Annotated in this window: 28 protein-coding genes, 1 pseudogene and 1 riboswitch; of the genes and pseudogenes, 20 read left to right on the forward strand and 9 right to left on the reverse strand. The window is 64.9% G+C overall.

Annotated elements, in window-relative coordinates; genetic code table 11:
* Positions 1-52: 52 nt before the first annotated feature.
* Positions 53-667 (forward strand): hypothetical protein, encoded by a 615-nt coding sequence (locus tag IVB18_RS43795; RefSeq protein ID WP_247986275.1) that lies wholly within the window; start codon positions 53-55, stop codon positions 665-667.
* Between the two features lie 190 nt (positions 668-857).
* Entirely contained in the window at positions 858-1,811 is a 954-nt protein-coding gene (locus tag IVB18_RS43800) for a ribose-phosphate pyrophosphokinase (RefSeq protein WP_247986276.1), read from the forward strand.
* A 163-nt stretch (positions 1,812-1,974) separates the two neighbouring features.
* Here the strand turns inward: IVB18_RS43800 and IVB18_RS43805 are convergent, their stop codons facing one another.
* Positions 1,975-2,535: a 6,7-dimethyl-8-ribityllumazine synthase gene (locus IVB18_RS43805; protein WP_247986277.1), complete on the reverse strand. Its 561-nt coding sequence runs from the start codon at positions 2,533-2,535 to the stop codon at positions 1,975-1,977.
* 77 nt (positions 2,536-2,612) lie between these two features.
* Positions 2,613-2,787, reverse strand: a riboswitch (FMN riboswitch).
* A 433-nt stretch (positions 2,788-3,220) separates the two neighbouring features.
* Here IVB18_RS43805 and IVB18_RS43810 point away from each other — a divergent pair.
* On the forward strand, positions 3,221-3,721 hold the full coding sequence (locus tag IVB18_RS43810) for a YbjN domain-containing protein (RefSeq protein ID WP_247986278.1): 501 nt from the start codon (positions 3,221-3,223) through the stop codon (positions 3,719-3,721).
* Positions 3,722-3,935: 214 nt separating this feature from the next.
* A complete protein-coding gene (gene proC, locus IVB18_RS43815) occupies positions 3,936-4,763 on the forward strand; it encodes a pyrroline-5-carboxylate reductase (protein ID WP_247986279.1) in 828 nt (275 codons plus the stop codon).
* A 4-nt stretch (positions 4,764-4,767) separates the two neighbouring features.
* Here the strand turns inward: proC and IVB18_RS43820 are convergent, their stop codons facing one another.
* The 4 genes from IVB18_RS43820 to IVB18_RS43835 form a co-directional block, all read right to left on the reverse strand.
* A complete protein-coding gene (locus IVB18_RS43820) occupies positions 4,768-5,160 on the reverse strand; it encodes a hotdog domain-containing protein (RefSeq protein WP_247986280.1) in 393 nt (130 codons plus the stop codon).
* Between the two features lie 182 nt (positions 5,161-5,342).
* A complete protein-coding gene (locus IVB18_RS43825) occupies positions 5,343-5,546 on the reverse strand; it encodes a tautomerase family protein (protein ID WP_008144861.1) in 204 nt (67 codons plus the stop codon).
* Positions 5,547-5,663: 117 nt separating this feature from the next.
* Positions 5,664-7,148: a histidine--tRNA ligase gene (hisS, locus tag IVB18_RS43830; protein WP_247986281.1), complete on the reverse strand. Its 1,485-nt coding sequence runs from the start codon at positions 7,146-7,148 to the stop codon at positions 5,664-5,666.
* Between the two features lie 150 nt (positions 7,149-7,298).
* The gene (locus tag IVB18_RS43835; RefSeq protein WP_247986282.1) at positions 7,299-8,381 is read right to left on the reverse strand and encodes a branched-chain amino acid aminotransferase; all 1,083 of its coding nucleotides are present in this window, start codon (positions 8,379-8,381) and stop codon (positions 7,299-7,301) included.
* 336 nt (positions 8,382-8,717) lie between these two features.
* Between IVB18_RS43835 and IVB18_RS43840 the strand changes: the two genes are divergently transcribed.
* Genes IVB18_RS43840 through IVB18_RS43850 form a run of 3 tightly spaced genes read left to right on the forward strand, consistent with a single transcriptional unit; the run spans position 8,718 to position 11,401 of the window.
* Entirely contained in the window at positions 8,718-9,260 is a 543-nt protein-coding gene (locus tag IVB18_RS43840) for a MarR family transcriptional regulator (protein ID WP_247986283.1), read from the forward strand.
* Positions 9,257-9,988 (forward strand): response regulator transcription factor, encoded by a 732-nt coding sequence (locus IVB18_RS43845; RefSeq protein WP_247986284.1) that lies wholly within the window; start codon positions 9,257-9,259, stop codon positions 9,986-9,988. The genes IVB18_RS43840 and IVB18_RS43845 overlap by 4 nt, the downstream gene beginning before the upstream one ends.
* A gap of 24 nt (positions 9,989-10,012) precedes the next feature.
* Positions 10,013-11,401: an ATP-binding protein gene (locus IVB18_RS43850; protein ID WP_247986285.1), complete on the forward strand. Its 1,389-nt coding sequence runs from the start codon at positions 10,013-10,015 to the stop codon at positions 11,399-11,401.
* Positions 11,402-11,501: 100 nt separating this feature from the next.
* Here the strand turns inward: IVB18_RS43850 and IVB18_RS43855 are convergent, their stop codons facing one another.
* Entirely contained in the window at positions 11,502-12,032 is a 531-nt protein-coding gene (locus tag IVB18_RS43855; RefSeq protein ID WP_247986286.1) for a DUF3617 family protein, read from the reverse strand.
* A gap of 45 nt (positions 12,033-12,077) precedes the next feature.
* Positions 12,078-12,383 carry a hypothetical protein gene (locus IVB18_RS43860; RefSeq protein WP_247986287.1) on the reverse strand — a complete coding sequence of 102 codons (306 nt, stop codon included), beginning with the start codon at positions 12,381-12,383 and terminating at the stop codon, positions 12,078-12,080.
* A 182-nt stretch (positions 12,384-12,565) separates the two neighbouring features.
* Between IVB18_RS43860 and IVB18_RS43865 the strand changes: the two genes are divergently transcribed.
* From IVB18_RS43865 to IVB18_RS43880, 4 genes are all read left to right on the forward strand, one after another.
* Positions 12,566-13,030, forward strand: a complete 465-nt coding sequence (locus tag IVB18_RS43865; RefSeq protein WP_247986288.1) for a hypothetical protein — start codon at positions 12,566-12,568, stop codon at positions 13,028-13,030.
* Between the two features lie 104 nt (positions 13,031-13,134).
* Positions 13,135-13,827 (forward strand): ribonuclease T2, encoded by a 693-nt coding sequence (locus tag IVB18_RS43870; RefSeq protein WP_247986289.1) that lies wholly within the window; start codon positions 13,135-13,137, stop codon positions 13,825-13,827.
* Between the two features lie 175 nt (positions 13,828-14,002).
* A complete protein-coding gene (gene rlmJ / locus IVB18_RS43875; RefSeq protein WP_247986290.1) occupies positions 14,003-14,863 on the forward strand; it encodes a 23S rRNA (adenine(2030)-N(6))-methyltransferase RlmJ in 861 nt (286 codons plus the stop codon).
* A 250-nt stretch (positions 14,864-15,113) separates the two neighbouring features.
* Positions 15,114-15,329: a cold-shock protein gene (locus IVB18_RS43880; protein WP_028176631.1), complete on the forward strand. Its 216-nt coding sequence runs from the start codon at positions 15,114-15,116 to the stop codon at positions 15,327-15,329.
* Positions 15,330-15,402: 73 nt separating this feature from the next.
* Here IVB18_RS43880 and IVB18_RS43885 read toward each other — a convergent pair whose 3' ends face one another.
* Complete coding sequence (locus IVB18_RS43885; protein WP_247986291.1) at positions 15,403-16,026, reverse strand: outer membrane protein; 624 nt, start codon at positions 16,024-16,026, stop codon at positions 15,403-15,405.
* Positions 16,027-16,275: 249 nt separating this feature from the next.
* Between IVB18_RS43885 and uvrC the strand changes: the two genes are divergently transcribed.
* The 7 genes and pseudogenes from uvrC to IVB18_RS43920 all read left to right on the forward strand — a co-directional run bounded on the left by uvrC (position 16,276) and on the right by IVB18_RS43920 (position 22,533).
* Positions 16,276-18,339 carry an excinuclease ABC subunit UvrC gene (gene uvrC, locus IVB18_RS43890; RefSeq protein WP_247986292.1) on the forward strand — a complete coding sequence of 688 codons (2,064 nt, stop codon included), beginning with the start codon at positions 16,276-16,278 and terminating at the stop codon, positions 18,337-18,339.
* Positions 18,340-18,437: 98 nt separating this feature from the next.
* Entirely contained in the window at positions 18,438-19,055 is a 618-nt protein-coding gene (gene pgsA, locus IVB18_RS43895) for a CDP-diacylglycerol--glycerol-3-phosphate 3-phosphatidyltransferase (protein ID WP_247986293.1), read from the forward strand.
* Positions 19,052-19,303, forward strand: coding sequence for a molybdopterin converting factor subunit 1 (gene moaD / locus IVB18_RS43900; RefSeq protein WP_247986294.1), 252 nt, complete (start codon positions 19,052-19,054; stop codon positions 19,301-19,303). The genes pgsA and moaD overlap by 4 nt, the downstream gene beginning before the upstream one ends.
* Positions 19,304-19,307: 4 nt before the next feature.
* Positions 19,308-19,775 (forward strand): molybdenum cofactor biosynthesis protein MoaE, encoded by a 468-nt coding sequence (locus tag IVB18_RS43905; RefSeq protein WP_247986295.1) that lies wholly within the window; start codon positions 19,308-19,310, stop codon positions 19,773-19,775.
* Positions 19,775-20,734 (forward strand): 50S ribosomal protein L3 N(5)-glutamine methyltransferase, encoded by a 960-nt coding sequence (gene prmB / locus IVB18_RS43910; protein ID WP_247986296.1) that lies wholly within the window; start codon positions 19,775-19,777, stop codon positions 20,732-20,734. The genes IVB18_RS43905 and prmB overlap by 1 nt, the downstream gene beginning before the upstream one ends.
* Positions 20,735-20,824: 90 nt before the next feature.
* Positions 20,825-21,412, forward strand: a complete 588-nt coding sequence (locus tag IVB18_RS43915) for a phage holin family protein (protein WP_247986297.1) — start codon at positions 20,825-20,827, stop codon at positions 21,410-21,412.
* Positions 21,413-22,533 (forward strand): annotated as a pseudogene (locus tag IVB18_RS43920) (YihY/virulence factor BrkB family protein).
* A 48-nt stretch (positions 22,534-22,581) separates the two neighbouring features.
* Here IVB18_RS43920 and IVB18_RS43925 read toward each other — a convergent pair.
* Complete coding sequence (locus IVB18_RS43925; RefSeq protein ID WP_247986298.1) at positions 22,582-23,421, reverse strand: class I SAM-dependent methyltransferase; 840 nt, start codon at positions 23,419-23,421, stop codon at positions 22,582-22,584.
* A 121-nt stretch (positions 23,422-23,542) separates the two neighbouring features.
* Here IVB18_RS43925 and IVB18_RS43930 point away from each other — a divergent pair, with 121 nt between their 5' ends.
* Entirely contained in the window at positions 23,543-25,105 is a 1,563-nt protein-coding gene (locus IVB18_RS43930; RefSeq protein ID WP_247986299.1) for a winged helix-turn-helix domain-containing tetratricopeptide repeat protein, read from the forward strand.
* Positions 25,106-25,247: 142 nt separating this feature from the next.
* Entirely contained in the window at positions 25,248-26,690 is a 1,443-nt protein-coding gene (locus IVB18_RS43935; protein WP_247986300.1) for an EAL domain-containing protein, read from the forward strand.
* Positions 26,691-26,701: the final 11 nt, after the last annotated feature.

Genomic DNA, 26,701 nt, shown 5'->3' on the forward strand with positions numbered 1-26,701 from the left:
GCGCCCCTGCCCTAGACGTTAATCGGTTTTAACGATATCGCTGCCCCCCATAATGAGGGATGCGTCATCATTCTTGCGCCGCGTGGGTTCGCCCGTGCTGGCGGTCATGCTGCTGGCGGCAACGACCGCGCTCGGCGGCTGCGCCGGCGGGGGTGCTGCGGGCAATTCCTATGCGATGGCGCCAAGTGCCGGCAGCGGAGCGACGGTGGCCTTCGAGTCGATCGACGGGCCGCCGCCGCAGGTGTTCGACCGCATGGTCGGCGTGCTCGACAGCGAATCCAAGCTGCGCAGCCTGTCCGTCGTCTCCCGCGAGGGGACGGCCGCCTACCGCGTGCGCAGCTACCTTTCCGCTCAGGTGGTGCGCGGCAAGACCGTGGTCGCCTGGGTCTGGGACGTTTACGACGCCAACCAGCAGCGGGCGCTGCGGGTCTCGGGCGAGGAACCGACCTCGGCCAAGAGCGGCCGCGATCCCTGGTCGGCCGCCGACGATCTAGTGCTGCGGAAGATCGCGCAGGCCGGATTCAGCGGACTTTCCAACATGATCAACGGAACGCCGGATGCCCCGAGCCCTGCTCCCGGCTTGCGCGGACCGGCGGTGGCAAGCGTGATGACCGCGGCGCCTGAACCGGACATGCCTGCCTCGGCGCTCGGCTATACTGAGCGATAACCACCGTTAAACCACGGCTCCAGATACCGGCCAAACCGTTGACCCGACTCGGGATTTCGCAGGGAAAACGTAGCATCCCGGGTTGCCAGTGCGGCCCTGAGCCTGATATTTCCTCGCCCGTCGTAACCGTGCTCCGTGGGTATCCGAGATGTTGAACATCGTGTCCAGCAAAGCGCGGGAGGAAGCGTCCATGTCGGCCAAGAATGGCTCAATCAAGCTCGTCGCCGGCAACTCCAATCCGGCACTCGCCCAAGCCATCGCGCAGGGCCTGGACCTGCCGCTGACCAAAGCGGTGGTGCGGCGCTTCGCCGACATGGAGATCTTCGTCGAGATCCAGGAGAACGTCCGCGGCTCGGACGCCTTCATCATCCAGTCGACCTCGTTCCCGGCGAACGACCATCTGATGGAATTGCTGATCATCACCGACGCGCTGCGCCGGTCGTCGGCGCGCCGCATCACCGCGGTGCTGCCCTATTTCGGCTATGCGCGGCAGGACCGCAAATCGGGTTCGCGCACGCCGATCTCGGCAAAACTCGTCGCCAATCTGATCAGGCAGGCCGGCGTCGACCGCGTCATGACGCTCGACCTGCATGCCGGCCAGATCCAGGGCTTCTTCGACATCCCGACCGACAATCTCTACGCAGCACCCCTGATGGTGCGCGACATCAAGGAGAAGTTCGACCTCTCCAAGGTGATGGTGATCTCGCCGGACGTCGGCGGCGTGGCCCGCGCGCGCGGCCTTGCCAAGCGCATCAACACCCCGCTGGCGATCGTCGACAAGCGCCGTGAGCGGGCCGGTGAATCCGAGGTCATGAACGTGATCGGTGACGTCGCCGGCTACACCTGCATCCTGGTCGACGACATCGTCGATTCCGGCGGGACGCTGGTGAACGCGGCCGATGCGCTGATCGCCAAGGGCGCCAAGGACGTCTACGCCTACATCACTCACGGCGTGCTCTCGGGCGGCGCGGCCGCGCGAATTGCCTCCTCGAAGCTGAAAGAGCTCGTGATCACCGACTCGATCCAGCCGACCGATGCGGTGATCAAGTCGCCGAACATCCGCATGCTGCCGATCGCCAGCCTGATCTCGGACGCGATTGCGCGCACCGCCGCGGAAGAATCGGTGTCGAGCCTGTTCGACTGATTTCTTTCGCCTCTCCCCGCCTGCGGGGAGAGGCCGGAATTCGAGCGAAGCTTGAATTCCGGGTGAGGGGGAGTCTCCCCAAGGGCAACCTTCACCGTCCCCGCGGAGACTCCCCCTCTCCCCGCAAGCGGGGCGAAGGAGTGCTCGGTCCTTCCGACCCTCGCTATCCCACGATTCCCGCCGCGACTTGGCCGCGCAGGCGTTCGAGGCCGTGCAGCGTGTTGGCGCAGGCTTCCGCGACCTCGACGCCCTTGATGGCAAAGTGCCGGCGGAAGAAATCGTAATGCACCTCGGTCTCGTGGAATTGCTGCGGCGTCAGCACCGCAGAGAACACCGGCACTTCCGTGCGCAACTGAACGTCCATCAGTGCCTTGATCACGGTGTCGGCGACGAACTCGTGGCGGTAGATGCCGCCATCGACCACGAGGCCCGCCGCGACGATCGCGGTATAGCGCCGTGTCTTGGCGAGGATCTGCGCGTGCAGCGGGATCTCGAACGAGCCCGGCACCTCGAACACGTCGACATGGGTGAGGTGACGCGCTTCCGCCTCCTTGACGAAGGCGATGCGGGCTTCCTCGACCACGTCGCGGTGCCAGCAGGCCTGCACGAAGGCCACCCGCTGCGGTTTTGCAAAGCGCGGATGCTCGGTCGCCGGATCCTGCGGAACCGGCGGTGGGGCTACTTGGGACGTTTCGGTTTGGGGATCTTGCAACATCTGATTCATGGCTTTCCTCTTTCTAAGGACCAGAATCAGGGCACACGGAACGACAAACAGCCGCATCTTCCGATGCGTCTGCCACCGACCGTTCTCTTTCATCCGGACTTTAACCGTCGGCTTCGGAGTTGCACCGAATCTGCTGACCCTTCCCTTCAGGAAACATCCTTTTCAGGAGACCCCTTGGGGAAGGCGCTCGCGGGCTTGGGCCTTGCGACCCTTACCGCCGGTGGGGACTTTCACCCCGCCCTGAGAACATCGGCCGTTCGGAATGAACGGCCTGACAGGAAATATGACGCCGGCGGGCGGCCGCAGCAAGCGTGTTCCGCATGGGAAAACCGCATGGTCCCATGCCGCCATGGCGGTCCGGCCCTCGCGGGACGGAATTAACGATTGGCCGGTTCGACGAATCCGATTCCGATTTGTTCTTCTCGTTAATAATTATGGCCGAGATGAGCTGTGGACGAACGAGTCCTGACTTGTGGACGGACTCCGGACCCGGTTGCGCAGATTCCGCAAATCACATCAGTTGATCCGCGACAGGCCCGCGCTGATCCGAGGGGATCGCAAGAGCGACTCTGAGGGGATCGCAAGAGCGACTCCGAGGGGATCGCCGTAGCGACGTTTAGGGAGCGCGCGCCGGACCAACCGCGTGCGTATCAAAGATAACAAAAAGGCAAGAGGTCGAGACGGCATGTCCTTGCTCGAAAGCACTATCGATTCCCGAAACCATCCGCTCGCGGTGGTCGAGGACATTGCCGCCAGCAACAACTGGCCGTTCGAACGTTCCGGCGAAGACGAGCTCACGATTGTCTCCAAGGGACAATGGACCGACTATCAGATCTCCTTCACCTGGATGGGCGAGATCGAGGCGCTGCATCTGGCCTGCGCGTTCGACATGAAGATTCCAGTCGCGCGCCGGCCGGAGGTGCAGCGGCTCGTTGCCGCGATCAACGAGCAATTGTGGGTCGGACATTTCGACCTGTGGACCCACACCGGCATGATCATGCATCGCCAGGCCTTGGTGCTGCCGGGCGGCCTCACCGCCTCGACCGCGCAATGCGAAGCGATGCTCGCCGGGGCCATCCACGCCAGCGAGCGCTATTTCCCGGCGTTCCAGTTCGTGGTGTGGGCGGGCAAGAGCACGACGGAAGCGATGGACGCGGCGATGTTCGATACGGCGGGCGAGGCGTAGGGCGCCTCGCTCTCCAACGCGGTGAGAAAGCCACGACTCTCTCCTCATCGTCGTCCCGGACAAGCGCAGCGAAGCGGAGCGCAGATCCGGGACCCATACCGCGTGATTTCGCCGTATTTTGCGACGCTTGTTGCTCTGCCTTCCATCCACTAGAACCGCCTGTGGTTGGGTCCCGGCCTTCGCCGGGACGACGGCGGATTTTTTGGCGGCAGCTATGGCGAACAACAGCACTCTCCAAAACATCACCGGGACCATCCTGCTTGCCGGCGCCGGCAAGATGGGCGGCGCGATGCTGACCGGGTGGCTGGCGGGCGGGCTCGACCCACGCCGGGTCGCAGTGATCGATCCGCACCTCTCGCCCGAGATCAGCGCGCTTGCCGCAAAGGGCGCTGCGCTCAATCCTGACGTGACGGCGGCCGGCGCCGTCGAGACGCTCGTCGTCGCGGTGAAGCCGCAATACTTCCGCGAGGCCGGTGCCAAGCTGAAGCCATTCGTCTCCGACAAAACCTCCGTGGTGTCGATCATGGCGGGAACCCCGATCGCCTCGCTCCAGGAAGTCTGCGGCGGCGCGGTGGTGCGCGCGATGCCGAACACGCCGGCCGCGATCGGCCGCGGCATCACTGTGGCAGTGGCGGCGAACAATGTCAGCGCACAGCAACGGACGGTGGCGGACGCTCTGCTGCGCGCCACTGGCTCGGTCGAGTGGGTCGACGACGAAAACCTGATGGACGCGGTCACCGCCGTCTCCGGCTCGGGCCCGGCCTATGTGTTCCTGCTCGCCGAAGAGCTCGCCCGCGCTGGCGTCGAGGCGGGATTGCCCGAGGCGCTCGCGACCAAGCTCGCACGCGAAACCGTCGCCGGCTCCGGCGAGCTTCTGCACCAATCGGAGCTGCCATCGAGCACGCTGCGCCAGAACGTCACCTCGCCCGGCGGCACCACCGCCGCAGCGCTCGGCGTGCTGATGGGCGAGCCCGGCCTGCGCGACCTGATGATCCGCGCGATCGCGGCCGCGACGCAGCGGTCGAAGGAATTGGCGAAGTAGGCGGCTACGCCCCCAACCGCTTGTTGAACATCTCGACATTGACGAGGCCGCGCGCATGGCGGCCTTCACCGAGCTTGCGCGTGCCCTCGAACGCTTCGACCTCGAAGCGGATGACGCGGCGCTCGACCGCGACCACCTTCGCGGTCGTCCGCACCGTCGCGCCGACCAGCGCTGCCGCAAGATGGCGGATGTCGACCTCGGTACCGACCGTGACCCAGCCCGGCCTTAGCGCGGCGCGGATGGCGTCGCCCGCGGTCATCTCCATCTCCAGAATCATCATCGGCGTCGCGTAGACCATGGGCATGCCGGGCACGAAATGCCCGACCGTGCGCTCCACCGGCACCACCAGCGTGCGCTCGGCGCTCATGCCGATCTTGATGAAGTCGCGTGCGTCCATGGTGCTTCCTCAACGTCGTCCCGGACAAGCGTAGCGAAGCGGAGCGCTGATCCGGGACCCATTACCCCGACTGCTTATCGGCGGCACAGTCTATCCACGACCTGCCGCAACAACTGCTCCCTGGGGTAATGGGTCCTGGCTTTCGCCAGGACGACAGTTGTGTTTGCTATTCGCGACCAAAACTACTTCTTCGCCGCAGCCGCGCGCTCCACAAAGGTCTTGCCGCCCTTCATCTTGTGGCGAAGCGGGGCTTCGTTGATCTGGATCACAACGGCATCGGCATCGACGCCGAGATTCTTCACCAGCGCCTGGGTGATGTCGCGCATCATGCCGGCCTTCTGTTCGTCGGTGCGGCCTTCGGCCATGCTGACGGTGATCTCAGGCATTGTCGTCTCCCTGCTGCTTTCACGACAGCCGGGCACACCCCGGCCATTCACGATGGAGGCATCAAACAGGACGTGGGTGCCCGGGACAAGCCCGGGCACGACGTCGCTTGCGAATGGCTAGCCCCAGCTCACGTCATGGCGGGCCAGAACTTCGCGCACTTTTGCGACGAGATCGGCTTCGCTGCACGAGAATTGCGCCGGGCGGCTCTCGCGCCATTCCTGGTTGGAGGCGATGGCGGCAGCCGCCTTTGCACCCTCGATCAGATCCTTGATCTGCACCTCGCCGCGCGCCTTCTCGTCAGACCCCTGGATGATGACGCAGGGCGCGTTGCGGCGGTCGGCATATTTGAGCTGATTGCCCATGTTCTTGGGATTACCGAGATAGAGCTCGGCGCGAATGCCTTCGTTGCGAAGGGTCGCGACCATCTTCTGATAGTCGGCGACGCGATCTCGGTCGAACACGGTGACGACGACAGGCCCGAACTCGGGGCGCGTGTCGAGCTTGCCGAGCAGCGTAAGCGCCGCCTGGAGCCGCGACACGCCGATGGAGAACCCGGTCGCCGGCACCGGCTCGCCGCGGAAGCGCGAAACGAGCCCGTCATAACGCCCGCCGCCGCCGACCGAGCCGAACCGTACCGGGCGGCCTTTTTCGTCCTTGGTGTCGAGCAGGAGTTCAACCTCGTAGACGGGGCCGGTGTAGTATTCGAGGCCGCGCACGACGGACGGATCGATCTTGATGCGATCTTCGCCATAGCCGGCGGCCGTCACAAGCTTGCTGATCTGGTCGAGTTCGTCTCGGCCTTGCTGCCCGACGACGCTCGCACTGAGGCGCAGATCGATCGGCTCGTCCTTGTTGTGTTCGATGGCGGAGACGACGAGCGCGATGTCGTCGTCCTGCAGCCCTGCCCCCTTGGTGAAGTCGCCGGACTCGTCCTTGCGACCCGCGCCTAGCAACTGCCTGACTCCGGCAAGGCCGAGCCGATCGAGCTTGTCGATCGCGCGCATGATCGTGAGCCACTGGCCATCATCGACGATTCCCAGCGCATCACGCACGCCATCAAGCGCCTTGCGGTTATTCACCTTCACGACATAGGAGCCGCGCGCGATCCCGAGCGCCTCCATCGTGTCCGCCGCCATCATGCAGATCTCGGCATCCGCCGCCGGCGTCGCCGAGCCCACGGTATCGGCGTCGAACTGCATGAACTGGCGGAAGCGGCCGGGGCCGGGTTTTTCGTTGCGGAAGACGTAGCCGACGCGATAGCTGCGATAGGGCAGGACAAGACTGTCCGTCCCGTATCGCTCGCCGACATAGCGCGCGAGCGGCGCGGTCAGATCGTAGCGCAGCGAAATCCACTGCTCGTCATCGTCCTGGAACGAGAACACGCCCTCGTTCGGACGATCCTGGTCGGGCAGGAATTTGCCGAGCGCATCGGTGTATTCCATCGCCGGCGTCTCCACCGGCTCGAACCCGTAGAGCTCGTAGACGGCGCGGATCTTCTCGACCATCTCGCGCGTCGCCCGGATTGCGGCGGGATCGCGATCCTCGAGCCCGCGCGGCAGGCGCGCCTTCAGTTTCTGGGGTTTTTTGGGTTTTTCGGCCATGCGCGGCGTTTACCAGCCGACGCGCGAAGCGGCAACCGTTGCCGTCTATCCGGATGCCGTCATTCCGGGGCGATGCGAAGCATCAAACCCGGAATCTCGAGATTCCGGGTCTGGTCCCGCGGACCATCCCGGAGTGAACGACGCCAAACGTCAAGACACCTTCCTGATCCAGTTGTGCGGATCGTTGGTGCGGCCGTACTGGATGTCGACGAGCTGCTTGCGCAGGCCCATGGCGACGGGGCCGGCGGCGCCGCCACTGATGTCGAAGTCGCCGCTCACCGAGCGCACCTTGCCGATCGGCGAGATCACGGCGGCGGTGCCGCAGGCGAACGCTTCCTTCAGCTTGCCGGAGGCCGCATCCTTGCGCCACTGGTCGATCGAATACGGCTCCTCGCGCACCGTCTTGCCGGCATCCCTGGCGAGCGCGATGATGGAGTCGCGGGTGATGCCGGGCAAAATCGTGCCAAGCGGCGGCGTCGACAGCGAGCCGTCCTCGAACACGAAGAAGACGTTCATGCCGCCGAGCTCCTCGATGTAGCGGCGCTCGACCGCATCGAGGAAGACCACCTGATCGCAGCCGTGCTGGATGGCTTCAGCCTGCGCGCGCAGGCTCGCGGCGTAGTTGCCGCCGCATTTGACGGCGCCGGTGCCGCCGACCGCGGCGCGCGTATAGTTTTCCGACACCCAGATCGACACCGGCGCAGGGCCGCCCTTGAAATAGGAGCCGACCGGCGAGGCTATCACCGCGAAGATGTATTCGGACGACGGCTTCACGCCGAGGAAGGTCTCGCTCGCGATCATGAAGGGGCGTAGGTAAAGGCTGCCATCGCCGCCCGGAATCCAGGCGCGGTCGATGCGCACGACCTGCTCGACCGCCTCGATGAAGACGTCTTCGGGGATCTGCGCCATCGCCATGCGGTCGGCCGAATCCTTGAAGCGCCGTGCATTGGCGTCGGGGCGGAACAGGTTCACGCCGCCGTCGTCGCGCTTGTAGGCCTTGAGGCCCTCGAAGATTTCCTGCGCGTAGTGCAGGACGGCGCCGGCCGGATCGATCTGGAAATTGGCGCGCGCCTCGACACGCGCCTCATACCAGCCACCCTTGGCCTGGTTGTAGCGGACGATCGCCATGTGATCGGTGAACACCCGCCCGAAGCCGGGGTCCACCAGCTTGGCCATACGGTCCTTTTCGGCGGTTGGATTGGCCGCGGGCTGGATATCGAATTTCATGCTCATTTCCTTGGCTCCCGCTGTCGGTATCGGCGCTGTTCTGGCGCCGGCCTGCCTGTTTCGGGGCCGGCTGGCTTGACTAGGTTTCTGGCCGGACCACCGCCAGCCTTGTTACGGCCGGTTTCCGTGGCCAGCATATCGCCGAGGACATGCTTTTGCGGAAGGCAGAAGTCCAGTATGTTTTGCCGAAATGCCGCTCGACAATCGCACGGTAGACCTGATCCGGCCGCCGCCGCCTGTCCGGCTCTCTCCGGTCGCTTTGGACGATGCACCCGAAACGAAACGATCTAAAATTTCGTCCGGGCTGATCGTTTTGTAACATTGAACCCAAGATACGTCAATATGCCTGACATAAATTTCGCGACTCCCCCTCTAGACGCTGCCGAGCCACGGCCGGCAGCAGGCGACGGAGGCAATTTGCGCTGGGATATCATTGAGCTGCTGTTCTTCGCCTATCGCGATTTCGTCGGCGATCCCGACCAGGAGCTGGAGGCCTTCGGCTTCGGCCGGGCTCATCACCGGGTCATGCACTTCGTCTATCGCTATCCCGGGCTCAAGGTCGCCGATCTCCTCGATGTCCTGCGCATCACCAAGCAATCGCTCGGCCGGGTGCTCAAGCAGCTGCTGGACGAGGACTACATCGTGCAGAAGACCGGCGACAATGATCGCCGCCAGCGCCTGCTCTACGCAACGCCGAAGGGCGAGGCGCTGGTGCAGAAGCTCGCCGGCCTCCAGACCACGCGGATCACCAGGGCACTCGCCGAGATGGCGCCGCAGGATGCGGAGACCGTCAAGCGTTTCCTGCGTGCGATGATCGACCGCGACGATCCGGACAAGGTGCTCGAGACGATCTTCGCCACCGTCAATCAAGACGCAAAGGAGTGACCGTGCCGTTCGCTGCCACGCTCGCCCGCACGCCCGCGCAACCGGCCGACGACGCCCCGCATCTTCTGCTGGTCGACGACGACCGCCGCATCCGCGATCTGCTGTCGCGCTTCCTCGCCGGCGAAGGCTATCGCGTCACCACCGCCGCCAGCGCCGGCGATGCGCGTTCGAAGCTGTTGGGCCTGCATTTCGACCTGCTGATCCTCGACGTCATGATGCCCGGCGAGACCGGCTTCGATCTTGCCCGTTTCATCCGGACGTCCTCCTCGGTGCCGATCGTGATGCTGACGGCGCGGCATGAAGCCGAAGCCCGCATCGAGGGTCTGCAAATCGGCGCTGACGATTACGTGGCAAAGCCGTTCGAGCCGCGCGAGCTGGCGCTGCGCATCAACAACATCCTCAAGCGCGCCGCGCCGCCGCCGCAGGCCGCGACGGTGGAGAAGATCGCGTTCGGTCCGTACGTCTACCATCTCGATCGCGGCGAATTGCGCCAGGGCGAGGACGTCATCCACCTCACCGATCGCGAGCGCGAGATGCTGCGGATCCTCTCCGAGACGCCGGGCGAAACCGTGCCGCGCAGCGCGCTCACCGGCAACGGCACCGTCAACGAGCGCGCCGTCGACGTGCAGATCAACCGCCTGCGGCGCAAGATCGAGAACGACCCCGCCAATCCGCTGTTCCTCCAGGCGGTGCGCGGCATCGGCTACCGGCTGGTGGCATCGCCTTGAGTCCAGAGCAGTGAAGCGCGACCGATGAGCACGATTGATACCGGCCTGACGCTGCTCCGAAGCGCCGCCGGGCGCGTCTCCGCCGTCAATGGCTTGATGGGCAATGCCTTCAAGGGCTGGATGCCGACCGGCCTCTATGCCCGTGCGCTGCTGATCATGATCGTGCCGATGGTGGTGCTGCAATCCGTCGTCGCCTTCGTGTTCATGGAGCGGCACTGGAACACGGTGACGCGCCGATTGTCCGCCGCGGTAGTGCAGGATATCGCGGCACTCATTGACGTCTACAAGGGCTATCCGCAGGACAAGGACCGCGACCAGATCCGCCGCATCGCCCAGCAGCGCTTGGGCCTCGTGGTGGATTTCCTGCCCGCCGGCGACATGCCGCCCCCTGGACCAAAGCCGTTCTTCTCGCTGCTCGACCAGACGCTGTCGGTGCAGCTCGGCCGCCAGATCGGGCGTTCGTTCTGGATCGACACGGTCGGCCGCTCCAACCTTGTCGAGATCCGCATCCAGCTCGACGACGCCGTGATGCGCGTGTTCGCGCAGCGCAGCGCCGCCTATGCCTCGAATTCGGAAATCTTCCTGTTCTGGATGGTCGGCACGTCCTCGATCCTGCTGATCGTCGCGGTGCTGTTCCTGCGCAATCAGATCAAGCCGATCCTGCGGCTTGCGGACGCCGCCGAAAGTTTCGGCAAGGGCCGCGAGGCACCGAACTTCCGGCCGCGCGGCGCGCGCGAGGTGCGGCGCGCCGCAGTCGCCTTCCTCGAAATGAAATCGCGCATCGAGCGCACGATGGAGCAGCGCACCGCGATGCTCGCCGGCGTCAGCCACGATCTGCGCACCATCCTGACCCGCTTCAAGCTCGAGCTGGAGCTGATCGGCGACAGCCCTGAGCTCGAGGGCATGCGCAAGGACGTCGACGAGATGTCGATGATGCTGGAGGACTACCTTGCGTTTGCTCGCGGCGATTCCGGCGAGCAATCGCAGCCGACCGACATGGCGCAGGCGCTCGAAGAACTGCGCAGCGACGCCGAACGTCACGGCCACACCTCGACCGTGACGTTCCACGGCCTGCCCGTGGTGACGGTGAAGCCGGCTTCGTTCAAGCGCTGCCTTGCCAACCTCGTCACCAATGCCGCGCGCTACGGCAAGACCATCGCCATCGCGGGCCAGCGCGATCACCGTTATTTGACCGTCACTGTGGACGACGACGGGCCCGGCATTCCCGCCCATCTGCGCGAAGAGGTGTTCAAGCCGTTCCTGAGGCTGGACAACGCACGCAACCAGGACGAAGGCGGCACCGGCCTCGGCCTTGCAATCGCCCGCGACATCGCCCGCTCGCATGGCGGCGACATCACGCTCGGCGACAGCCCGATGGGCGGATTGCGGGCAAGCGTGAGGATACCGGTGTAGCTGGCGTAGCCCGGATAGAGCGAAGCGTAATCCGGGACTTTTGCGCTACGGATGAGAGTGCCCCGGATTTCGCTGCGCTCCATCCGGGCTACGGTCTCGCCTACTTCGGCAACAGCGCCTTCAGCTTGTCGACGTCGCGCACGTTCATCTTGAAGCCGCCGGGCATCACGATGTCGCCGGGCTTCTGGTCCGCCTTGCAGGCGCCAAGCCATTTGGCGTCGAGCGTCATGGTGGTGTCGCGGCCCGCCGCGCCGGCCTGGCCGCCCTGCGCATGCGACGACGTCTTCACCGTGTAGGCCGAATTGAAATCGCCCACAATCTCGGCGTGCGAAGTGGTGCTCATGCCGGCGACGCTGCACTCGGAATCGCTGACATAGCCGGTCGAGGTCTTCTTGATCTCCTGCTTGGAGCAAATCTGCTTGGCTATCGGGGAGACGTTGTTGTTCATCTCCTTGTCGACGGCCTCGTCGGTGCAGTGCTGCATGGTCATCTCCGGCACTGGCGAGCCGGCCCTGACCATCTTCAGCTCCCACAGGCCGGCCTTGCGCACCGGCAGATCGTCGGCGTCGGCCACCCCAGTCGACAACACGAGACACACGGCCGACCCGAGCAAAGCAAGCTTGCGCGTCATGCGAGAGGCTCCCGGTTGTTCTTGTGGTGGCGCAGCGAGCAGCGCTTAGTAGAGGGTGCGGATCGGCCGGTCGGCAGCACCATAAGGCACCCAGCGGCACGAAAACGAGACGTAGCCGCCCTCATAGCCCTGCACCGCGAGGAATTTGGCCACCTTGCCGTACCGCGCGCAGTGATCGACCGCGACCTGCCGCGCATCGACCTGCGTCGCCATCGAATAGGCGATGATGCCGCCGGTGTCGTTGCCCTTGAACGGCGGCACCGGAAGGATGTCGGCGCGTGCCGACTGGCTCGCCAGCATGCCCGAGACAACCAGGCCGGCAAGAAGGCCCGCGGCCGCAATGATTCGCATTCCCGTCACTCCAATTGGTTGGCGCCAGCTTACGGTGCCGGCGCGACGGTGAAAAGAACGGAAGGGCCGCTTGCCGCGTCATTACGGTCAACTCGTCGGCAAGTGTTGCCGCGCTGCACTTGACCTCCCCCGGCCTTCGCGGCACCGTCCGCCCTTCGCAGATCATGCTGTCTGGATTGTCCATGCGCGCCCTCCCGATCCTGAAATCGCTCCGCTTTGCCGCTTTGCTCGGCCTCACGTTCGGAGCGCTGTCGCTCAGCGAGGCCAAGGCCGCCAATCCGCTCGAACTGAATTTCTGGCTGAGCGGGCCGCGTTACGACGGCAAAGTCGCCGATTGCGACAAGGCGCTGCCGACGATCGCCACCCAGTTCTGGGAGAAGGAAAGCTCGTTCTGGAATTCCTCGTTGAAGATCACCGGCTTCGCTGCCGTTCACGAGACCGCGTTCCGGCCCTGGACGTCCGACAACATTCCGCGCCGTTATTGCACGGGCGACGCCATGCTCAATGACGGCAAGCTGCGCAAGGTGCACTTCTCGATTATCGAGGATGGCGGCTTTGCGGGCTTCGGCCAGGGCGTCGAATGGTGCGTGGTCGGGCTCGACCGCAACTGGGCCTACAACCCGGCCTGCCGAGCCGCGAAGCACTGATTCGCAGGCGGCTTCGCCTGGACGCGCACCGCTCGAATTTTGTTCTTGAAATGTTCCTGTCGCCTGCTAGGCTCGTTTGCACAGTCTAGTTGAGGGGCGTCGCCATGTTTTATTCCAGATTGCGTTCATTTTCCCGCCTGATGATCTCGGTTGCCCTCGCAGCCGGGCTGGTGTCGCTCGCCGGGGGCGCAAGAGCCCAGGACAAGCGGCAGAATGCGCCGGGCGAGTTCGATTTCTACGTGCTGTCGCTGTCCTGGTCGCCCTCCTTCTGCGAAGAAGCTGCGGAACGCGGCGGACGCTCGCAGATCCAGTGCGACGGACGGCCCTACGCCTTCGTGGTGCACGGCCTGTGGCCGCAATATGAGAACGGCTTCCCCGAATATTGCCAGCGGCCGGCGCCGCGGCTGAGCCGCGGCATCGTCTCCTCGATGCTCGACCTGATGCCGGCGCCGGGCCTGATCTATAATGAATGGGACAAGCACGGCACCTGCGCCGGGCTCACCGAGCGAAACTATTTCGAGACGATCCGAAAGGCCCGTGCCGCAATCAAGATTCCGGCCGAATATCTCGACCTGCCGCAGGCCAAGACGGTGGCGCCGGCCGAGGTCGAGGAGGCCTTCATCAAGGCCAATCCGGGCCTGAGCAATGCCGCAATCTCGGTCACCTGCAACCGGACGCGGCTCTCCGAGGTCCGCATCTGCCTCAGCAAGGACCTGCAATTCCGCGCCTGCGAAGAAAACGACCGCCGCGCCTGCCGCCGCGACCAGCTGACGATGCCGCCGATCAGGGGTGGTTAGGCTGGATCGCCGTCATTCCGGGGCACGCGAAGCGTGAACTACGATGCGCAATTGCGCATCGGAGAATCCATTCAGCCGCGTAGTCGATGGCGAAATGGATTCCGGGTTCGGTGCTGACGCACCGCCCCGGAATGACGGGAGTTACTTTCATCGCCTGATGTCGTAACTCTGCGCCATGAATTACCGCCACGCCTTCCATGCCGGCAGCTTCGCCGATGTCATCAAGCACATCGTGCTGGCCCGCATCCTGACCTATTTGCAGGACAAGCCGGGCGCGTTCCGCGTCATCGACACCCATGCCGGCGCCGGCCTCTATGATCTCGAAGGCGACGAGGCGCGCCGCAGCGGCGAGTGGCTGACGGGAATCGCGCGGCTGATGCAGTCGCGCCTCTCGAACGAGAGCATCGCGCTGGCGAAGCCCTATCTCGACATCGTGCGCGCCTACAATCCGAAAGGCGAGCTCAAGGCCTATCCGGGCTCACCGCTGATCGCGCGCGGCCTGATGCGGCCGCAGGACCGTCTCGTCGCCTGCGAGCTCGAGCCGAAAGCGCGAAAAGCGTTGATCAGCTTGCTGCGGCGGGACGAACAGGCCCGCGTGGTCGATCTCGACGGCTGGATGGCACTGCCGGCCTTCGTGCCGCCGAAGGAGCGGCGCGGCCTCGTGCTGATCGATCCGTCCTTCGAGGCGAAGGACGAGTTCGAACGGCTGGGCGAGGCCTTCTCGGCAGCCTTCGCGAAATGGCCGACCGGTATCTATGTAATCTGGTATCCGGCCAAGAGCCGACGCGCCACCGACACGCTCGCGCAACTGGTCGCGCGCGCCGCGGCCGCAGCAAAACCGGCTGGAAAATGCCTGCGGCTCGAGTTCAGCGTCGCGCCGCAGGTTGATGGCGCGCCGCTCGCCACCACCGGGCTGCTGATCGTCAATCCGCCCTTCACGCTGCATGGCGAGCTCAAGACGATCCTTCCCGAACTGGAAGTGCCGCTCGGCCAGGGCGGACCAGCGCGTTTCAGACTGGAAGTACCAAAGCCCTAAGGCGCCGCCATCTTTGGGAAAAATATGCAGGAACCGTAGTCAATCTGCAATGAACCGTATTATGGTGTTTCCGTGACTGGCTTTACGTTCCGCTTCCGCGAATGGTTGCGGCGGAGTGAAGGCCTAAGAAAGATCCAGTCGGACCGCATGGTCTGCCCAAGGATGGCCAGCTCCCGGGCTTCGTAAGGCCCGGTCATGCCGTGACGTGCGTCTGCGTCGCGGCGGAGGAGCAATGAGGGGGAGTTTCCCGATGGCCATGACGGGAACGGTCAAGTTCTTCAACGGCGAGCGCGGCTACGGTTTCATCAAGCCGGACGACGGCGGTCGCGATGTCTTCGTTCACATCACTGCTGTGGAGCGGGCGGGACTGAAGGACCTTGCCGAAGGACAGCGTATTACTTTCGAAGTCGAACCGGACAAGAAGGGTAAGGGGCCGAAGGCGGTCAATTTAGTGATCCTCGCCTAGCGAGCCTGGCCCAAAAAAATCCCGGCCGCTTGCGGCCGGGAGGTTATAGGTCCGGTATTTTCTTCTTTAGCTATCAGAAGTGATAGTTCACGCCTGCGCGCACAACGCTGGCGCTATAGCCGTTTGACACGCCTGTAATTGCGAACTGACTCGTCGACAGATCGATGTAGAGATATTCGAGCTTGGCGCTCCAGTTCGGCGCGAAGCCGACTTCCGCGCCGACGCCGGCGGTCCAGCCCGCGGTCGTATGCGACTCCGTCCAGCCGAAGGTCTGCGCACGCAGCTCGCCGAAGGCGAGGCCAGCGGTGCCGTAGAACAGCACGTTGCTGAAGGCGTAGCCAGCGCGGCCGCGCACGGTCCCGAACCAGGGATTGGAAAATTTCCACGGCGCGAAGGTGTCGTCGGCGCCGGCAGCCTGGATATCGCCCTCGATGCCGAACACCCACGGTCCGCTCTGGAAATTGTAGCCCGCCTGCGCGCCGCCGACGAAGCCGGAGGGCTTTGCGGGATTGCTGCTCACCGAGCCCCATTCGTAGCCAAGATTGGCGCCGAGATACGGACCGGCCCAGCTATAGGCGTTGAGCGGCTGATTGACCGTATAGGGCGCACGCTGCCCGTAATTGAGATCGGCGGCCTCTGCCGAAGCTGTCCAGCCGGCAGCAACCAATACGGCTGCGCCCACAACGAACCTCTTCATCACACTCTCCAACGCAACTGCCGCAACCGGTGCGATGCCTGCGCCGCCGCGCAAAGCAAAACTGCATGGTTACGGAACCAACAAACTTTCGCGTAGGATTTATCGAGAGTTTTAAGTTAAAGGGCTGTTAAGACCCGTTACCGCGCTCTTAACAGACTTAAGGAAGCGTTACCGGGAACTGCGCGGTATCTTGTGCGTGCGGCATGGCCGGAACTTCAAATCGGCACCCTCAGCACCTAAATTCGTCCCATGGTTCACGATTCCACCGACAATCCGGACGACGCACGCACGCGCAAACCCGGGCGCGGCACCGCGCCGGACGCCCCGCCCGAGGGGCTGGCGCCGCCGGACCTCGACCCCGCGACTGCAAGCGGTGACGACGAGGACGATTCACGGCTGCCGGATATCCTCGAGGAGAACGGCGCGGTCGGCGAGGCCCCGCTGGCGACCGGCCATGAGGCGATCGAGCGCGCGGTGCGGTTCGCCCCCACCTCGCCCGGCGTCTATCGCATGCTCAATGCGAACAACGACGTGCTCTATGTCGGCAAGGCCAAGAGCGTAAAAAAGCGTCTATCGAACTATGCGCGCCTCAGTGCGCCGCAACCGGCGCGCATCCTGCGCATGATCGCCGCCACGGTCTCCGTGGAAATCGTCTCGACCACGACCGAGACCGAGGCACTGCTGCTCGAAGCCAACCTCATCAAGCAGCTCCGGCCGCGCTTCAACGTGCAGCTCCGCGACGACAAATCGTTTCCCTATATCCTGATCACCGGCGACCATTGGGCGCCGCAGATCCTGAAGCACCGGGGCGCACAGACCCGCCCCGGGCGCTATTTCGGCCCGTTCGCCTCGGCCGGCGCCGTCAACCGCACCATCACGGCGTTGCAGCGCGCGTTCCTGATCCGCTCCTGCACCGATTCCTTCTTTGAGAGCCGGACCCGGCCCTGCCTGCTCCACCAGATCCGCCGCTGCGCCGGCCCCTGCACCCGCGAGATCGATTTCCCCGGCTATACGACGCTGGTGCGCGAGGCGACCGACTTCCTGTCCGGCAAAAGCCAGGCGGTGAAGCAGGAGCTCGCCGGCGAGATGGAGAAGGCCTCCGGCGAGCTCGAATTCGAGAGCGCGGCGCTCTACCGCGACCGCCTCGCCGCGTTGTCGGCGATCCAGTCGCAGCAAGGCATCAATCCGCGCACGGTGGAGGAAGCCGACGTGTTCGCCATCCACCAGGAAGGCGGCTTCTCCTGCGTCGAGGTGTTCTTCTTCCGCACCGGGCAGAACTGGGGCAACCGCGCCTATTTTCCCCGCGCGGAGAAGACTTTTACGCCGGAGGAAGTGCTGGGCTCGTTCCTCGCCCAGTTCTACGACGACAAGCCGCCGCCGAAAGTCGTCCTGCTCTCGCACGAAATCGAGGAGAGCGAGCTGCTTGCCAACGCGCTGTCGATCAAGGCCGGCCACAAGATCGAGGTCACGACCCCCAAGCGTGGCGAGAAGAAAGAACTCGTCGCCCACGCCTTGACCAATGCCCGCGAAGCGCTGGGCCGCAAACTCGCTGATACCGCGACCCAGAGCCGCCTGCTCGACGCCATGGCGACGACGCTGACCCTGCCCCATCCGCCCAAGCGGATCGAGGTCTACGACAACAGCCATATCCAGGGCACCAATGCGGTCGGCGCCATGATCGTCGCCGGCCCGGACGGCTTCGTGAAGAACCAGTACCGCAAGTTCAACATCAAGTCCGAAGGGCTCACGCCCGGCGACGACTACGGCATGATGCGCGAGGTGCTGGAGCGCCGCTTCAAGCGCCTGATCAATCCTCCTGAGGACAATGCGGCCAAGACGAAGGACGACGATTTCCCGCAATGGCCAGACCTCGTCATCATCGACGGCGGCCGCGGCCAGCTCAATGCGGTCCGGGAGATTTTTGCAAATCTCGGGCTGACCCAGGTGTCGCTGATGTCGGTGGCCAAGGGACCGGACCGGGATGCCGGCCGCGAGACCCTGTTCATGCCGGAGCGCGAGGCGATCAAGCTGGAGCCGCGCGATCCCGTGCTCTATTTCATCCAGCGGCTGCGGGACGAGGCCCACCGCTTCGTCATCGGCTCGCACCGCAAGCTGCGCAAGAAGGACATCCGCGAGGCCGGTTTGCAGGAGATTCCGGGCATCGGCCCGTCACGCAAACGTGCCTTGCTGCACCATTTCGGAACCCTGAAGGAGATCGAACGGGCGTCGATCGTCGATCTCGGCAAGGTTCCGGGAGTGAGCGCCGAAAGCGCGCGTAGGATTTTCGAGTATTTCCATCCCCAGCCGGGGTGAATTAAAGGGGGACCGCGGTCATATGGTCGTCGTATCCCGCACCTCATTTGGGGAGCGGCACGGTTGACCTTCAGGCCACAGCGGTATTGGTAGGACGGATGAACATCGCCACCACACGAGGGACGACCAGCCGCGCGATGTCCCTCCCGAACATCCTGACCTATGGCCGGATCGCCGCGATCCCGGTCGTGGTCGGATGCATCTACGCGCAGTCGATCATGGACGGGCCGCTGTGGCTGCGCTGGGTGGCGGTGGCCATCTTCATCGGCGCCGCGGTGACCGATTACCTCGACGGCTATTATGCGCGAATCTGGAATCAGCAATCGGCGTTCGGCCGGATGCTCGATCCGATCGCCGACAAGCTGCTGGTCGCATCCTGCCTGCTGATGCTGGCTGCCGACGGCATCATCCATGGCTGGTCGTTGTGGGCCGCCATCGTGATCCTGTGCCGCGAAATACTGGTCTCGGGCCTGCGCGAATACCTGGCCGCGCTCCGTGTCAGCGTACCCGTGACCAAGCTCGCAAAGTGGAAGACCACGGTTCAGCTCGTTGCCATCGGCTTCCTGCTCGCGGGCGAGGCCGGCGACCAGGTCGTGCCGGTGGTGACGCAGATCGGCCTGTTGCTGCTGTGGGCCTCGGCAATCCTCACCATGTACACCGGCTACGACTATTTCCGCGCCGGCATCCACCACCTCATCAAGGAGGATGAGGGATGAAGCTGAAATACTTCGCCTGGGTGCGCGAGCGCGTCGGCATGGCCGAGGAGACCATCGAGCCGCCACCGACGGTGCGCACCGTTGAGGACCTGATCGCCTGGCTGTCCGGCCGGAGCGAGGCGTATGCCTATGCGTTCGAGAAGCCGAAGGTGATCCGCGCCGCGATCGACCACGCCCATGTCAAGCCGGACGCCGCGATCGCGGGCGCCCGTGAGATCGCGTTCTTTCCGCCAATGACCGGCGGCTAGGCGCATGAGCGGCCCCGTCACCATCCGTATCCAGGAGGACGATTTCGACATCGCGCGCGAGATCGCGAGCCTGACGAGAGGCAGCACCGACATCGGCGCGGTCGTCAGCTTCTCCGGCATCTGCCGTAGCGACGAGGACAGCGCGAAGATTTCGGCGCTCATGCTCGAACATTATCCGGGCATGGCGGAAGACGAGATCAAGCGCCATGTCGACGAGGCTACGTCGCGCTGGCCGCTGAACGGCGTCACGATCATCCACCGCGTCGGCCGCTTGATGCCCGGCCAGAATATCGTGCTGGTGCTGACCGCCTCGCAGCACCGCCAGGCGGCGTTCGAGGCAGCCGAGTTCCTGATGGATTACCTCAAGACCAGCGCGCCGTTCTGGAAAAAAGAAGAGAGCGCCACCGGCACCGGCTGGGTCGAGGCCCAGGCCCGCGACGACGACGCCGCCGCACGCTGGACCCGATCCTGATGGCAAGAGTTGCGAAAAAGACCGCGCGCGGCCGCACCGCGCCAAAACTTGCAAAGGTGGGCCGCGGCGAGCTTCTCACCCTGATCGATTTCGTCCGCTACGCAGTCAGCCGCTTCGTCGAAGCAAAGCTCGCCTTTGCCCATGGCACGACCGATCCGGTCGCGGAAGCAGCCTTCCTGGTCTGCGCGGCGCTGCACCTGCATCCCGACCAGTTCGAGATCTTCGTCCACGCCCGCGTTACATCAGCGGAAGGCAAGACCATCCTCGATCTCATCAACAAGCGCGTCACCACACGCAAACCGGCCGCCTATCTCGTCAACAAGATCTACATGCGCGGCCTGCCCTTCTATGTCGACGAGCGCGTCATCGTTCCGCGCTCCTTTATCGGCGAACTCCTGGAGTCGCATTTCGGCGGCGATGGCGAGGCCGGTTCGCTGATCGACGACCCCGCTGCCGTCGAGCGCGTGCTCGATCTCTGCACGGGATCAGGATGCCTCGCGATCCTCGCCGCACATCATTTCTCGAATGCCGAGGTCGATGCCGTCGACATCTCCAAGGGCGCGATCGAGGTTGCCGCACGCAATGTCAGCGAGCATGGGCTCGACGAGCGGATCAGCCTCCATCGCGGCGATCTGTTCGCGCCGCTTGGGGATGCGCGCTATGACCTGATCATCACCAACCCGCCTTACGTCGATGCCGAGGGCATGGCGGCATTGCCGCCGGAGTGCCGGGCTGAACCAAAGCTCGCCTTCGACGGCGGCCCCGATGGCCTCGACCTGGTACGCCGCATCCTGCGCGACGCACCCGACCATCTTACGCCCGACGGCGGCTTGCTCTGCGAGATCGGCCGCGGCCGCGAATTGCTCGACGAAGCCTTTCCGGAGCTGCCGTTGCTCTGGCTGGACAGCGAGGAGTCCGAGGGCGAGGTGTTCTGGATCGCTGCAGCCGATCTCGGCTGATCGGTCACGACGGGCCCGCACCGTCGGAACAAGTCAAATTCCGCCACGTTCATCCACCGACGAATTTCTCGCGCTCGGAGGATGTTCCGCATGCTTGCGCCATCAGGCGAATTGCTGCGCGCCGGCGTGGCTCTCAAGCTTAACCACCTCAAACGCGCGGCGCAGTCCTACCTGCGTGATCAAACCAACCATGCGACCGGCAGGGTGACGTCCTATGCGGTGGCCGGCGCCCTGTTCGCGGTCGCGGGACTGTTCGTTATCGCGACGTTGTTCGTCGGCCTGATGGCCCTGTTCCGCTGGGTCGAGCTCACATACGGCCAATTCTGGGGATTCGGCGCCGTCGGGGCGATCTTGCTCGTGCTGGCCGCAGCCTGCGCCGGAGTTGCAATGGCCCAGATCAATCGCCCGAGCAGACCGATCGTGCCGCTTGCCAGCCGGTTGCGGGTGGCGATTGTCACCCCGCGCATCCCGCGTGGAACGATCAAGCAGGCGGTGAAAGACGTCGCGACCACGATTCCCCTGGCGCCGCTCGCACCGGGTGATCGGGGCCATGGCAGCAAGGCCTGGCCGGTTCGTTCCAACCGGTCCGTGCAGCTTGGCCTGATGCTCGCGGCCGTTGGGCTGGTGGGACTCACGGCGGCGCGCCGGCGGCACCACGGGCACAGAGTGGATACTTGAATGCGTGTGCGGCGCTCCGGGCAGCTCGACAGTTGGCTGCTGGTGGCAGCCACGACCGTCTTCGTGCTGACCGCGGAACGGTATTTTTGGGAGGCCGGCCTCGGACGATCGGGGCCTCTGCACGACCGCCGCAGCAACGAGTCGAATTCGCCCGAGATGAGCCCGGCGGGCGCAGCCGCGCAGCCCGGCCACGGCCGCCGCGCGAAAAGCCCGCTTACGATCCCCTGGGCGGGCTGGAAGGATATTTTCTGGCGCACCTATCAGCGCATCGACGACGATCGCCTGCTCGCGACCGCGGGCGGTGTCGTCTTCTTCGGGCTGCTCGCGATCTTCCCCGCCGTGACCGCGCTGGTCTCATCCTACGGCCTGTTCGCCGATCCCTCGACGATCAGTTCCAACCTGCAGACGCTCGCGATGATGCTGCCCGAGGGCGCGTTCCAGATCGTCGAGGACCAGGTCGCGCGCGTGGTGTCGAATGGCAATGCGGCCCTGGGTATCACCTTCCTGTTTGGCCTCGTGCTCGCGATCTGGAGCGCCAATGCCGGCGTCAAAGCCATCTTCGACGCCCTCAACGTCGCCTATGAGGAGCGCGAAAAGCGCAGCTTCATCCGACTGAACATGGTGTCGCTGGCCTTCACGGTGGGCGGTATCGCGGCGCTGCTGGTGATGGTGGGCACCGTGGTCGCCTTTCCGCTCGCGCTCAACCATCTCGGCATCGCGCCCGAAAGCAAGCTGATCGTCGCTCTCGCGCGATGGCCGGTGCTGCTCGTCATTCTCCTTGCGGCGCTTGCCGTCCTCTACCGCTTCGCGCCCAGCCGCGACGCGCCACGCTGGCAATGGCTGAGCCTCGGCGCCGTGACGGCTGCCATCCTCTGGATCGCCGGCTCGGCGCTGTTGTCCTGGTATCTCTCGGAATTCGCCAATTACAACGCGACCTACGGCTCGCTCGGCGCGGCGATCGGCCTGATGATGTGGATGTGGATGTCCGCCATCGTCATCATGTTCGGCGCCGAGCTGAACTCGGAGATCGAACGGCAGACCCTGCGGGACACGACCACCGGGCGGCCGAAACCGCTCGGCAGCCGCGAGCCGATACGGTTGGCGCTACCGCGCCATTCTGATCGCTGGCGGTCAGGCCGAACCCCGGCCTGACCGGATCACGACCGCAATCAGCGTTTGCTGATCACCGCCTCCAGATATTCGCTATGCACCACGACCGTGCCGTCGTCGGCATGGTTGAACTCGCCGAGCAGGGTTAGGAGATCGCGCTTCAGCGTCGCCTGGCCGGTCTCGTCGAGCGCAGCGAACGCCTTCAGCATCGGCCCATAGAAGCTTTTGAAGACCTCGAGCCAGTGCTCCGGCGAGCGATAGCGGAATACGAACATGCGCGGTTCGGCGGCGATCTCCGAGGCGTGACCGCCAAACATTTCCTGAAGCCGTGCCGTCGTGCCCCACAGCGCCGGCGACTTCACGCCTGCCGGCGGCGGCAAATGCTTGCCGATGGCCTTGAAGAGCTGGCCGATAAAGCCCTGTGGCGTCCAGTTGGCGAGGCCGATCTTGCCGCCGGACTTGCAGACCCGCGACAGCTCGGCGGCCGCCTTGTCCTGATCCGGCGTGAACATCACGCCGAAGGTCGAGAGGACGACGTCGTAGCTGGCATCTGGAAACGGTAGCGCTTCGGCATCCGCCTCGCGAAATTCGATCATCAGATGCTCCGCCGCTGCCCGCTCGCGGCCCCGCTTGAGCAACGCGGGCACATAGTCGGTCGATGTGACGTCACACCAGCGCCGCGCGGCGGCCAGCGTTGCATTGCCGTTGCCGGCGGCGACGTCCAGAACCTTGCTGCCGGCGCGCAAGTCGAGCGCCTCGCAAAGCTGCTCGCCGACGATCTGCAAGGTGGTGCCGACGATGGCATAGTCGCCGGACGACCAGGCGCCGTGCTGGCGCTGCTTGACGGCAGCGAGATCGGGTTGGGCTGCGGCGGGCTCGAGCGCGGCGGATGTCGACATGGCAATCTCCTGCGGTTGAAAAGTGCCGGGACGATAGGGCGCATGCGGTTCGCTGGCCTTGAGACCGGCGTTATTTTACACTGAGAACAGCTTGATTTCCGGGCGAAAGCCGAGGTGAGCCGTGGCGTTTCAGTTCGAGGATTTCGTGCTCGATCCCGAGCGCCGCGAATTGCGGCGGGCGGACACGCTCGTCGCGCTCGAGCCCCAGGTGTTCGATCTCGTGCTCTATCTGGTCCGCAACCGCGAGCGCGTGGTGACGCGCGACAATCTGCTCGATGCGATCTGGAACGGACGCGTCGTCTCGGACTCGACGCTGACCAGCCGGATCAATGCGGCGCGACGCGCGGTCAACGACAACGGTGACGAGCAGCGGCTGATCCGCACCGTCGCGCGCAAGGGCGTGCGGTTCGTCGGCGAGGTGACCGAGCTCTCTCATGCAGCCGCGCCAGCTGCGCCGGGCAGACCGTCCGAGGCGGCGCCGACGGGCTTGCCGCTGCCCGATCGTCCTGCGATCGCCGTCCTGCCGTTCACCAACATGAGCGGCGAGGCCGAGCAGGATTATTTCTCCGACGGCATCAGTGAGGACATCATCACCGCGCTGTCGAAGCTGCGCTGGTTCTTCGTGATCGCGCGCAACTCCTCCTTCATCTACAAGGGCCGCACGGTTCATCTGCGTGAGGTCGCCGAGGAGCTCGGCGTGCGCTATGTCGTCGAAGGCAGCGTCCGCAAGGACGGCGACCGTGTCCGCATCACCGCGCAGCTCAATGATGTCGCCACCGGCAGCCATCTCTGGGCCGAACGCTACGACCGCGAGCTCGCCGACGTCTTCGCCGTGCAGGACGAGATCACGGAAGCGATCGTCGCCGCGATCGAGCCGCAGCTCTATGCCGCCGAGAATTTTCGCGCCCAGCGCAAGCCGCCCGACAGCATGGACGCCTGGGATCTCGTGATGCGCGCCCTCTCTCACTACTGGCGGGTGACGCGGCAGGATCATGTGGTCGCCCAGGCCCTGCTCGAAAAGGCGATCGCGCTCGACCCGAATTACGGCAAGGCGCTCGGGCTGCTCGGCACCAGCTACATGTTCACGGCGCATATGGGCTGGATGGAGATGGCCGCCGCAATATCGCTCGCCGAGCGCGCGGCGAGGGCCGCGACCCGCGCCGACGACGAGGATGCCTGGGCGCACAATGCGCTCGGCCACGTCCATCTGTTCGCGCGGCGGTTCGAGGATTCGCTGGCCGAATTCGAGACCGCGCTGCAACTCAATCCGAACTTCGCGCTCGCGCAGGGCTATTATGGTCTGTCGCTCGGCTATTGCGGCCGTTGGCAGGATGCCGACGAGGCTGCGCGCCGGGCGATCCGCCTCAGCCCGCGAGATCCCTATGCGCCGGTCTATTTCGGGATAGCCGCCTATGCCCGCTTTCTCGGCGGCGACTACGAGGAAGCCATCCGGCTGGCGCAGGAGTCCTTGCGCCAGCGCAGCGACTTCGTCGGCGGGCACCGGGTGCTGACCGCGGCCGCCGGCATGGCGGGGCAAAACGAGATCGCCCGCGCGGCACTGAAGGAACTCCGCCGCGCCCAGCCGAACGTCTCGCTTGCCTGGATCGCCGAGTTGATGCCGATCAAGCTCGCCGCCGACCGCGAGCACTATCTCGAAGGCTTTCGCCGGGCTGGCCTGAGCTGAGCCGCGAACAGGCTGCTATCCCCTCGAATCAACAATGATGTTAAGGTCATGCCGCTTGGGGGAGCATGAGGCGTGACGGGTCCGGACGGCGGCCCGTGTTTTCCCGGGTGAGGCAGTCAGCACTAGAGGCGTAACGCGCGGCATGATTCGCATTTCGACGATCTTCATCGCCATCTGCATGGTTCTGGTCGCGGCCTCGCTCGGGCTTGTGCTCTACTCCGTCGCCGGCATCAGCGGAACCGAATCCGCGATCGTGGCGCTGACCGCGCTGACCTTCCTGATCCTCTACAACGCGGTTTCGATGCGGCTGCGCGACCGCAGCGACGTTGGCGGCCAGATCGCCGATTTGTCGCGCGGCACCGCCGACCTCGCCCGCCAGGTAGCCGAGTTCGGCCGCCGGCTCGCGGCAATCGAGGGGCGCGTCGCCTCGGCCAATTCGACCAACTCCGACCGCATCCAGTCGGTGGTCGGCGAGATTAACGAGCTCGGCGGGCTGGTCAGGCAGCTCGCCGCCACCGTGTCGGTCCATGAGGACCTGCTGGCCCCCGGCGCGCCCGCCCCGGTCGCCAAGCTGGAGCCGGAAGCGCTGATCGAATTTGCCGCAATGCCCGAGGACAGGCCGCTCGCCCCGCCCCCGCTTCCGGCAGCGCCGAAGTCCACGCTCGCAGCGGTTGTCCAAGCTCCTCCTGGCGGACGCAACCAGACCCAGATGCTGGCGACGCTGCGCAATGCGATCGACGAGAACCGGATCGACATCTTCCTCCAGCCGATGGTGACGCTGCCGCAGCGCAAGGTGCGGTTCTACGAAGCGGTAACGCGGCTGCGCGACGAGCGCGACCAGTTGATCGCCGCCGAGGAATTCATCAGCATCGCCGAAGCCTCCGGCCTGATCGGGCGCATCGACAACATGGTGATGCTGCGCTGTGTGCAGGTGCTGCGCCGGCTGATGGTGCGCAACAAGGATGTCGGCGTGTTCTGCAACGTTGCCGCTTCCACGCTCGGCAACTCCACAACCTTCGCACAGTGCCTCGATTTCCTTGAAGCCAACCGGGCACTGGCGCCCTCGCTGGTGCTGGAGTTCAAGCAATCCACCTTCCGCAGTCTCGGCCCCGCCGAGACCGAGAATCTCGCCGCGCTCGCCCAGCGCGGTTTCCGTTTCTCGATCGACCATGTCACGGACCTGCGGATCGAGCCGCGCGAGCTCGCCGATCGCGGCGTGCGCTTCATCAAGGTGCCGGCCTCCCTCCTGCTCGACCCCAGGCAGGCCTCGACCTCGGACATCCATCCCTCCGACCTGTCCGACCTCCTCGGCCGCTTCGGCATCGACCTGATCGCCGAGCGGATCGAGGGCGAGCGCTCGGTTATCGACCTGCTCGACTATGACGTGCGGTTCGGCCAGGGTTTTCTGTTCGCGCCGCCCCGGCCATTGCGGCCGGAAGGGGCATCTGCTACCGGCGGGACCTCGCCGACCCAGGCGCAGGACACTCAGGGATCCAATGGCTCCGGCACATCGTCAGGCGCGACGTCTACCGCGTCTCCGCCACAGCGTATCACGGGCAACGCAGCGCTCGCGCGCCGCGTCTGATCGGTCGCGCG

The sequence above is a fragment of the Bradyrhizobium sp. 186 genome (assembly GCF_023101685.1).
In the GTDB taxonomy this organism is placed as follows: domain Bacteria; phylum Pseudomonadota; class Alphaproteobacteria; order Rhizobiales; family Xanthobacteraceae; genus Bradyrhizobium.

What these genes read in the sequence shown, in the direction of transcription:
- moaD (WP_247986294.1), top strand. Translation starts at nt 19,052, where the DNA reads ATGAAGCTGAAATACTTCGCCTGGGTGCGCGAGCGCGTCGGCATGGCC.
- IVB18_RS43840 (WP_247986283.1), top strand. Translation starts at nt 8,718, where the DNA reads ATGCCTGACATAAATTTCGCGACTCCCCCTCTAGACGCTGCCGAGCCA.
- IVB18_RS43855 (WP_247986286.1), bottom strand. Translation starts at nt 12,032, where the DNA reads ATGACGCGCAAGCTTGCTTTGCTCGGGTCGGCCGTGTGTCTCGTGTTG.
- IVB18_RS43800 (WP_247986276.1), top strand. Translation starts at nt 858, where the DNA reads ATGTCGGCCAAGAATGGCTCAATCAAGCTCGTCGCCGGCAACTCCAAT.
- IVB18_RS43835 (WP_247986282.1), bottom strand. Translation starts at nt 8,381, where the DNA reads ATGAGCATGAAATTCGATATCCAGCCCGCGGCCAATCCAACCGCCGAA.
- IVB18_RS43820 (WP_247986280.1), bottom strand. Translation starts at nt 5,160, where the DNA reads ATGGACGCACGCGACTTCATCAAGATCGGCATGAGCGCCGAGCGCACG.
- IVB18_RS43870 (WP_247986289.1), top strand. Translation starts at nt 13,135, where the DNA reads ATGTTTTATTCCAGATTGCGTTCATTTTCCCGCCTGATGATCTCGGTT.
- IVB18_RS43850 (WP_247986285.1), top strand. Translation starts at nt 10,013, where the DNA reads ATGAGCACGATTGATACCGGCCTGACGCTGCTCCGAAGCGCCGCCGGG.
- pgsA (WP_247986293.1), top strand. Translation starts at nt 18,438, where the DNA reads ATGAACATCGCCACCACACGAGGGACGACCAGCCGCGCGATGTCCCTC.
- proC (WP_247986279.1), top strand. Translation starts at nt 3,936, where the DNA reads ATGGCGAACAACAGCACTCTCCAAAACATCACCGGGACCATCCTGCTT.
- IVB18_RS43825 (WP_008144861.1), bottom strand. Translation starts at nt 5,546, where the DNA reads ATGCCTGAGATCACCGTCAGCATGGCCGAAGGCCGCACCGACGAACAG.
- IVB18_RS43905 (WP_247986295.1), top strand. Translation starts at nt 19,308, where the DNA reads ATGAGCGGCCCCGTCACCATCCGTATCCAGGAGGACGATTTCGACATC.
- IVB18_RS43935 (WP_247986300.1), top strand. Translation starts at nt 25,248, where the DNA reads ATGATTCGCATTTCGACGATCTTCATCGCCATCTGCATGGTTCTGGTC.
- IVB18_RS43880 (WP_028176631.1), top strand. Translation starts at nt 15,114, where the DNA reads ATGGCCATGACGGGAACGGTCAAGTTCTTCAACGGCGAGCGCGGCTAC.
- IVB18_RS43925 (WP_247986298.1), bottom strand. Translation starts at nt 23,421, where the DNA reads ATGTCGACATCCGCCGCGCTCGAGCCCGCCGCAGCCCAACCCGATCTC.
- IVB18_RS43865 (WP_247986288.1), top strand. Translation starts at nt 12,566, where the DNA reads ATGCGCGCCCTCCCGATCCTGAAATCGCTCCGCTTTGCCGCTTTGCTC.
- rlmJ (WP_247986290.1), top strand. Translation starts at nt 14,003, where the DNA reads ATGAATTACCGCCACGCCTTCCATGCCGGCAGCTTCGCCGATGTCATC.
- IVB18_RS43885 (WP_247986291.1), bottom strand. Translation starts at nt 16,026, where the DNA reads ATGAAGAGGTTCGTTGTGGGCGCAGCCGTATTGGTTGCTGCCGGCTGG.
- IVB18_RS43805 (WP_247986277.1), bottom strand. Translation starts at nt 2,535, where the DNA reads ATGAATCAGATGTTGCAAGATCCCCAAACCGAAACGTCCCAAGTAGCC.
- IVB18_RS43810 (WP_247986278.1), top strand. Translation starts at nt 3,221, where the DNA reads ATGTCCTTGCTCGAAAGCACTATCGATTCCCGAAACCATCCGCTCGCG.
- prmB (WP_247986296.1), top strand. Translation starts at nt 19,775, where the DNA reads ATGGCAAGAGTTGCGAAAAAGACCGCGCGCGGCCGCACCGCGCCAAAA.
- IVB18_RS43915 (WP_247986297.1), top strand. Translation starts at nt 20,825, where the DNA reads ATGCTTGCGCCATCAGGCGAATTGCTGCGCGCCGGCGTGGCTCTCAAG.
- IVB18_RS43795 (WP_247986275.1), top strand. Translation starts at nt 53, where the DNA reads ATGAGGGATGCGTCATCATTCTTGCGCCGCGTGGGTTCGCCCGTGCTG.
- uvrC (WP_247986292.1), top strand. Translation starts at nt 16,276, where the DNA reads ATGGTTCACGATTCCACCGACAATCCGGACGACGCACGCACGCGCAAA.
- IVB18_RS43860 (WP_247986287.1), bottom strand. Translation starts at nt 12,383, where the DNA reads ATGCGAATCATTGCGGCCGCGGGCCTTCTTGCCGGCCTGGTTGTCTCG.
- hisS (WP_247986281.1), bottom strand. Translation starts at nt 7,148, where the DNA reads ATGGCCGAAAAACCCAAAAAACCCCAGAAACTGAAGGCGCGCCTGCCG.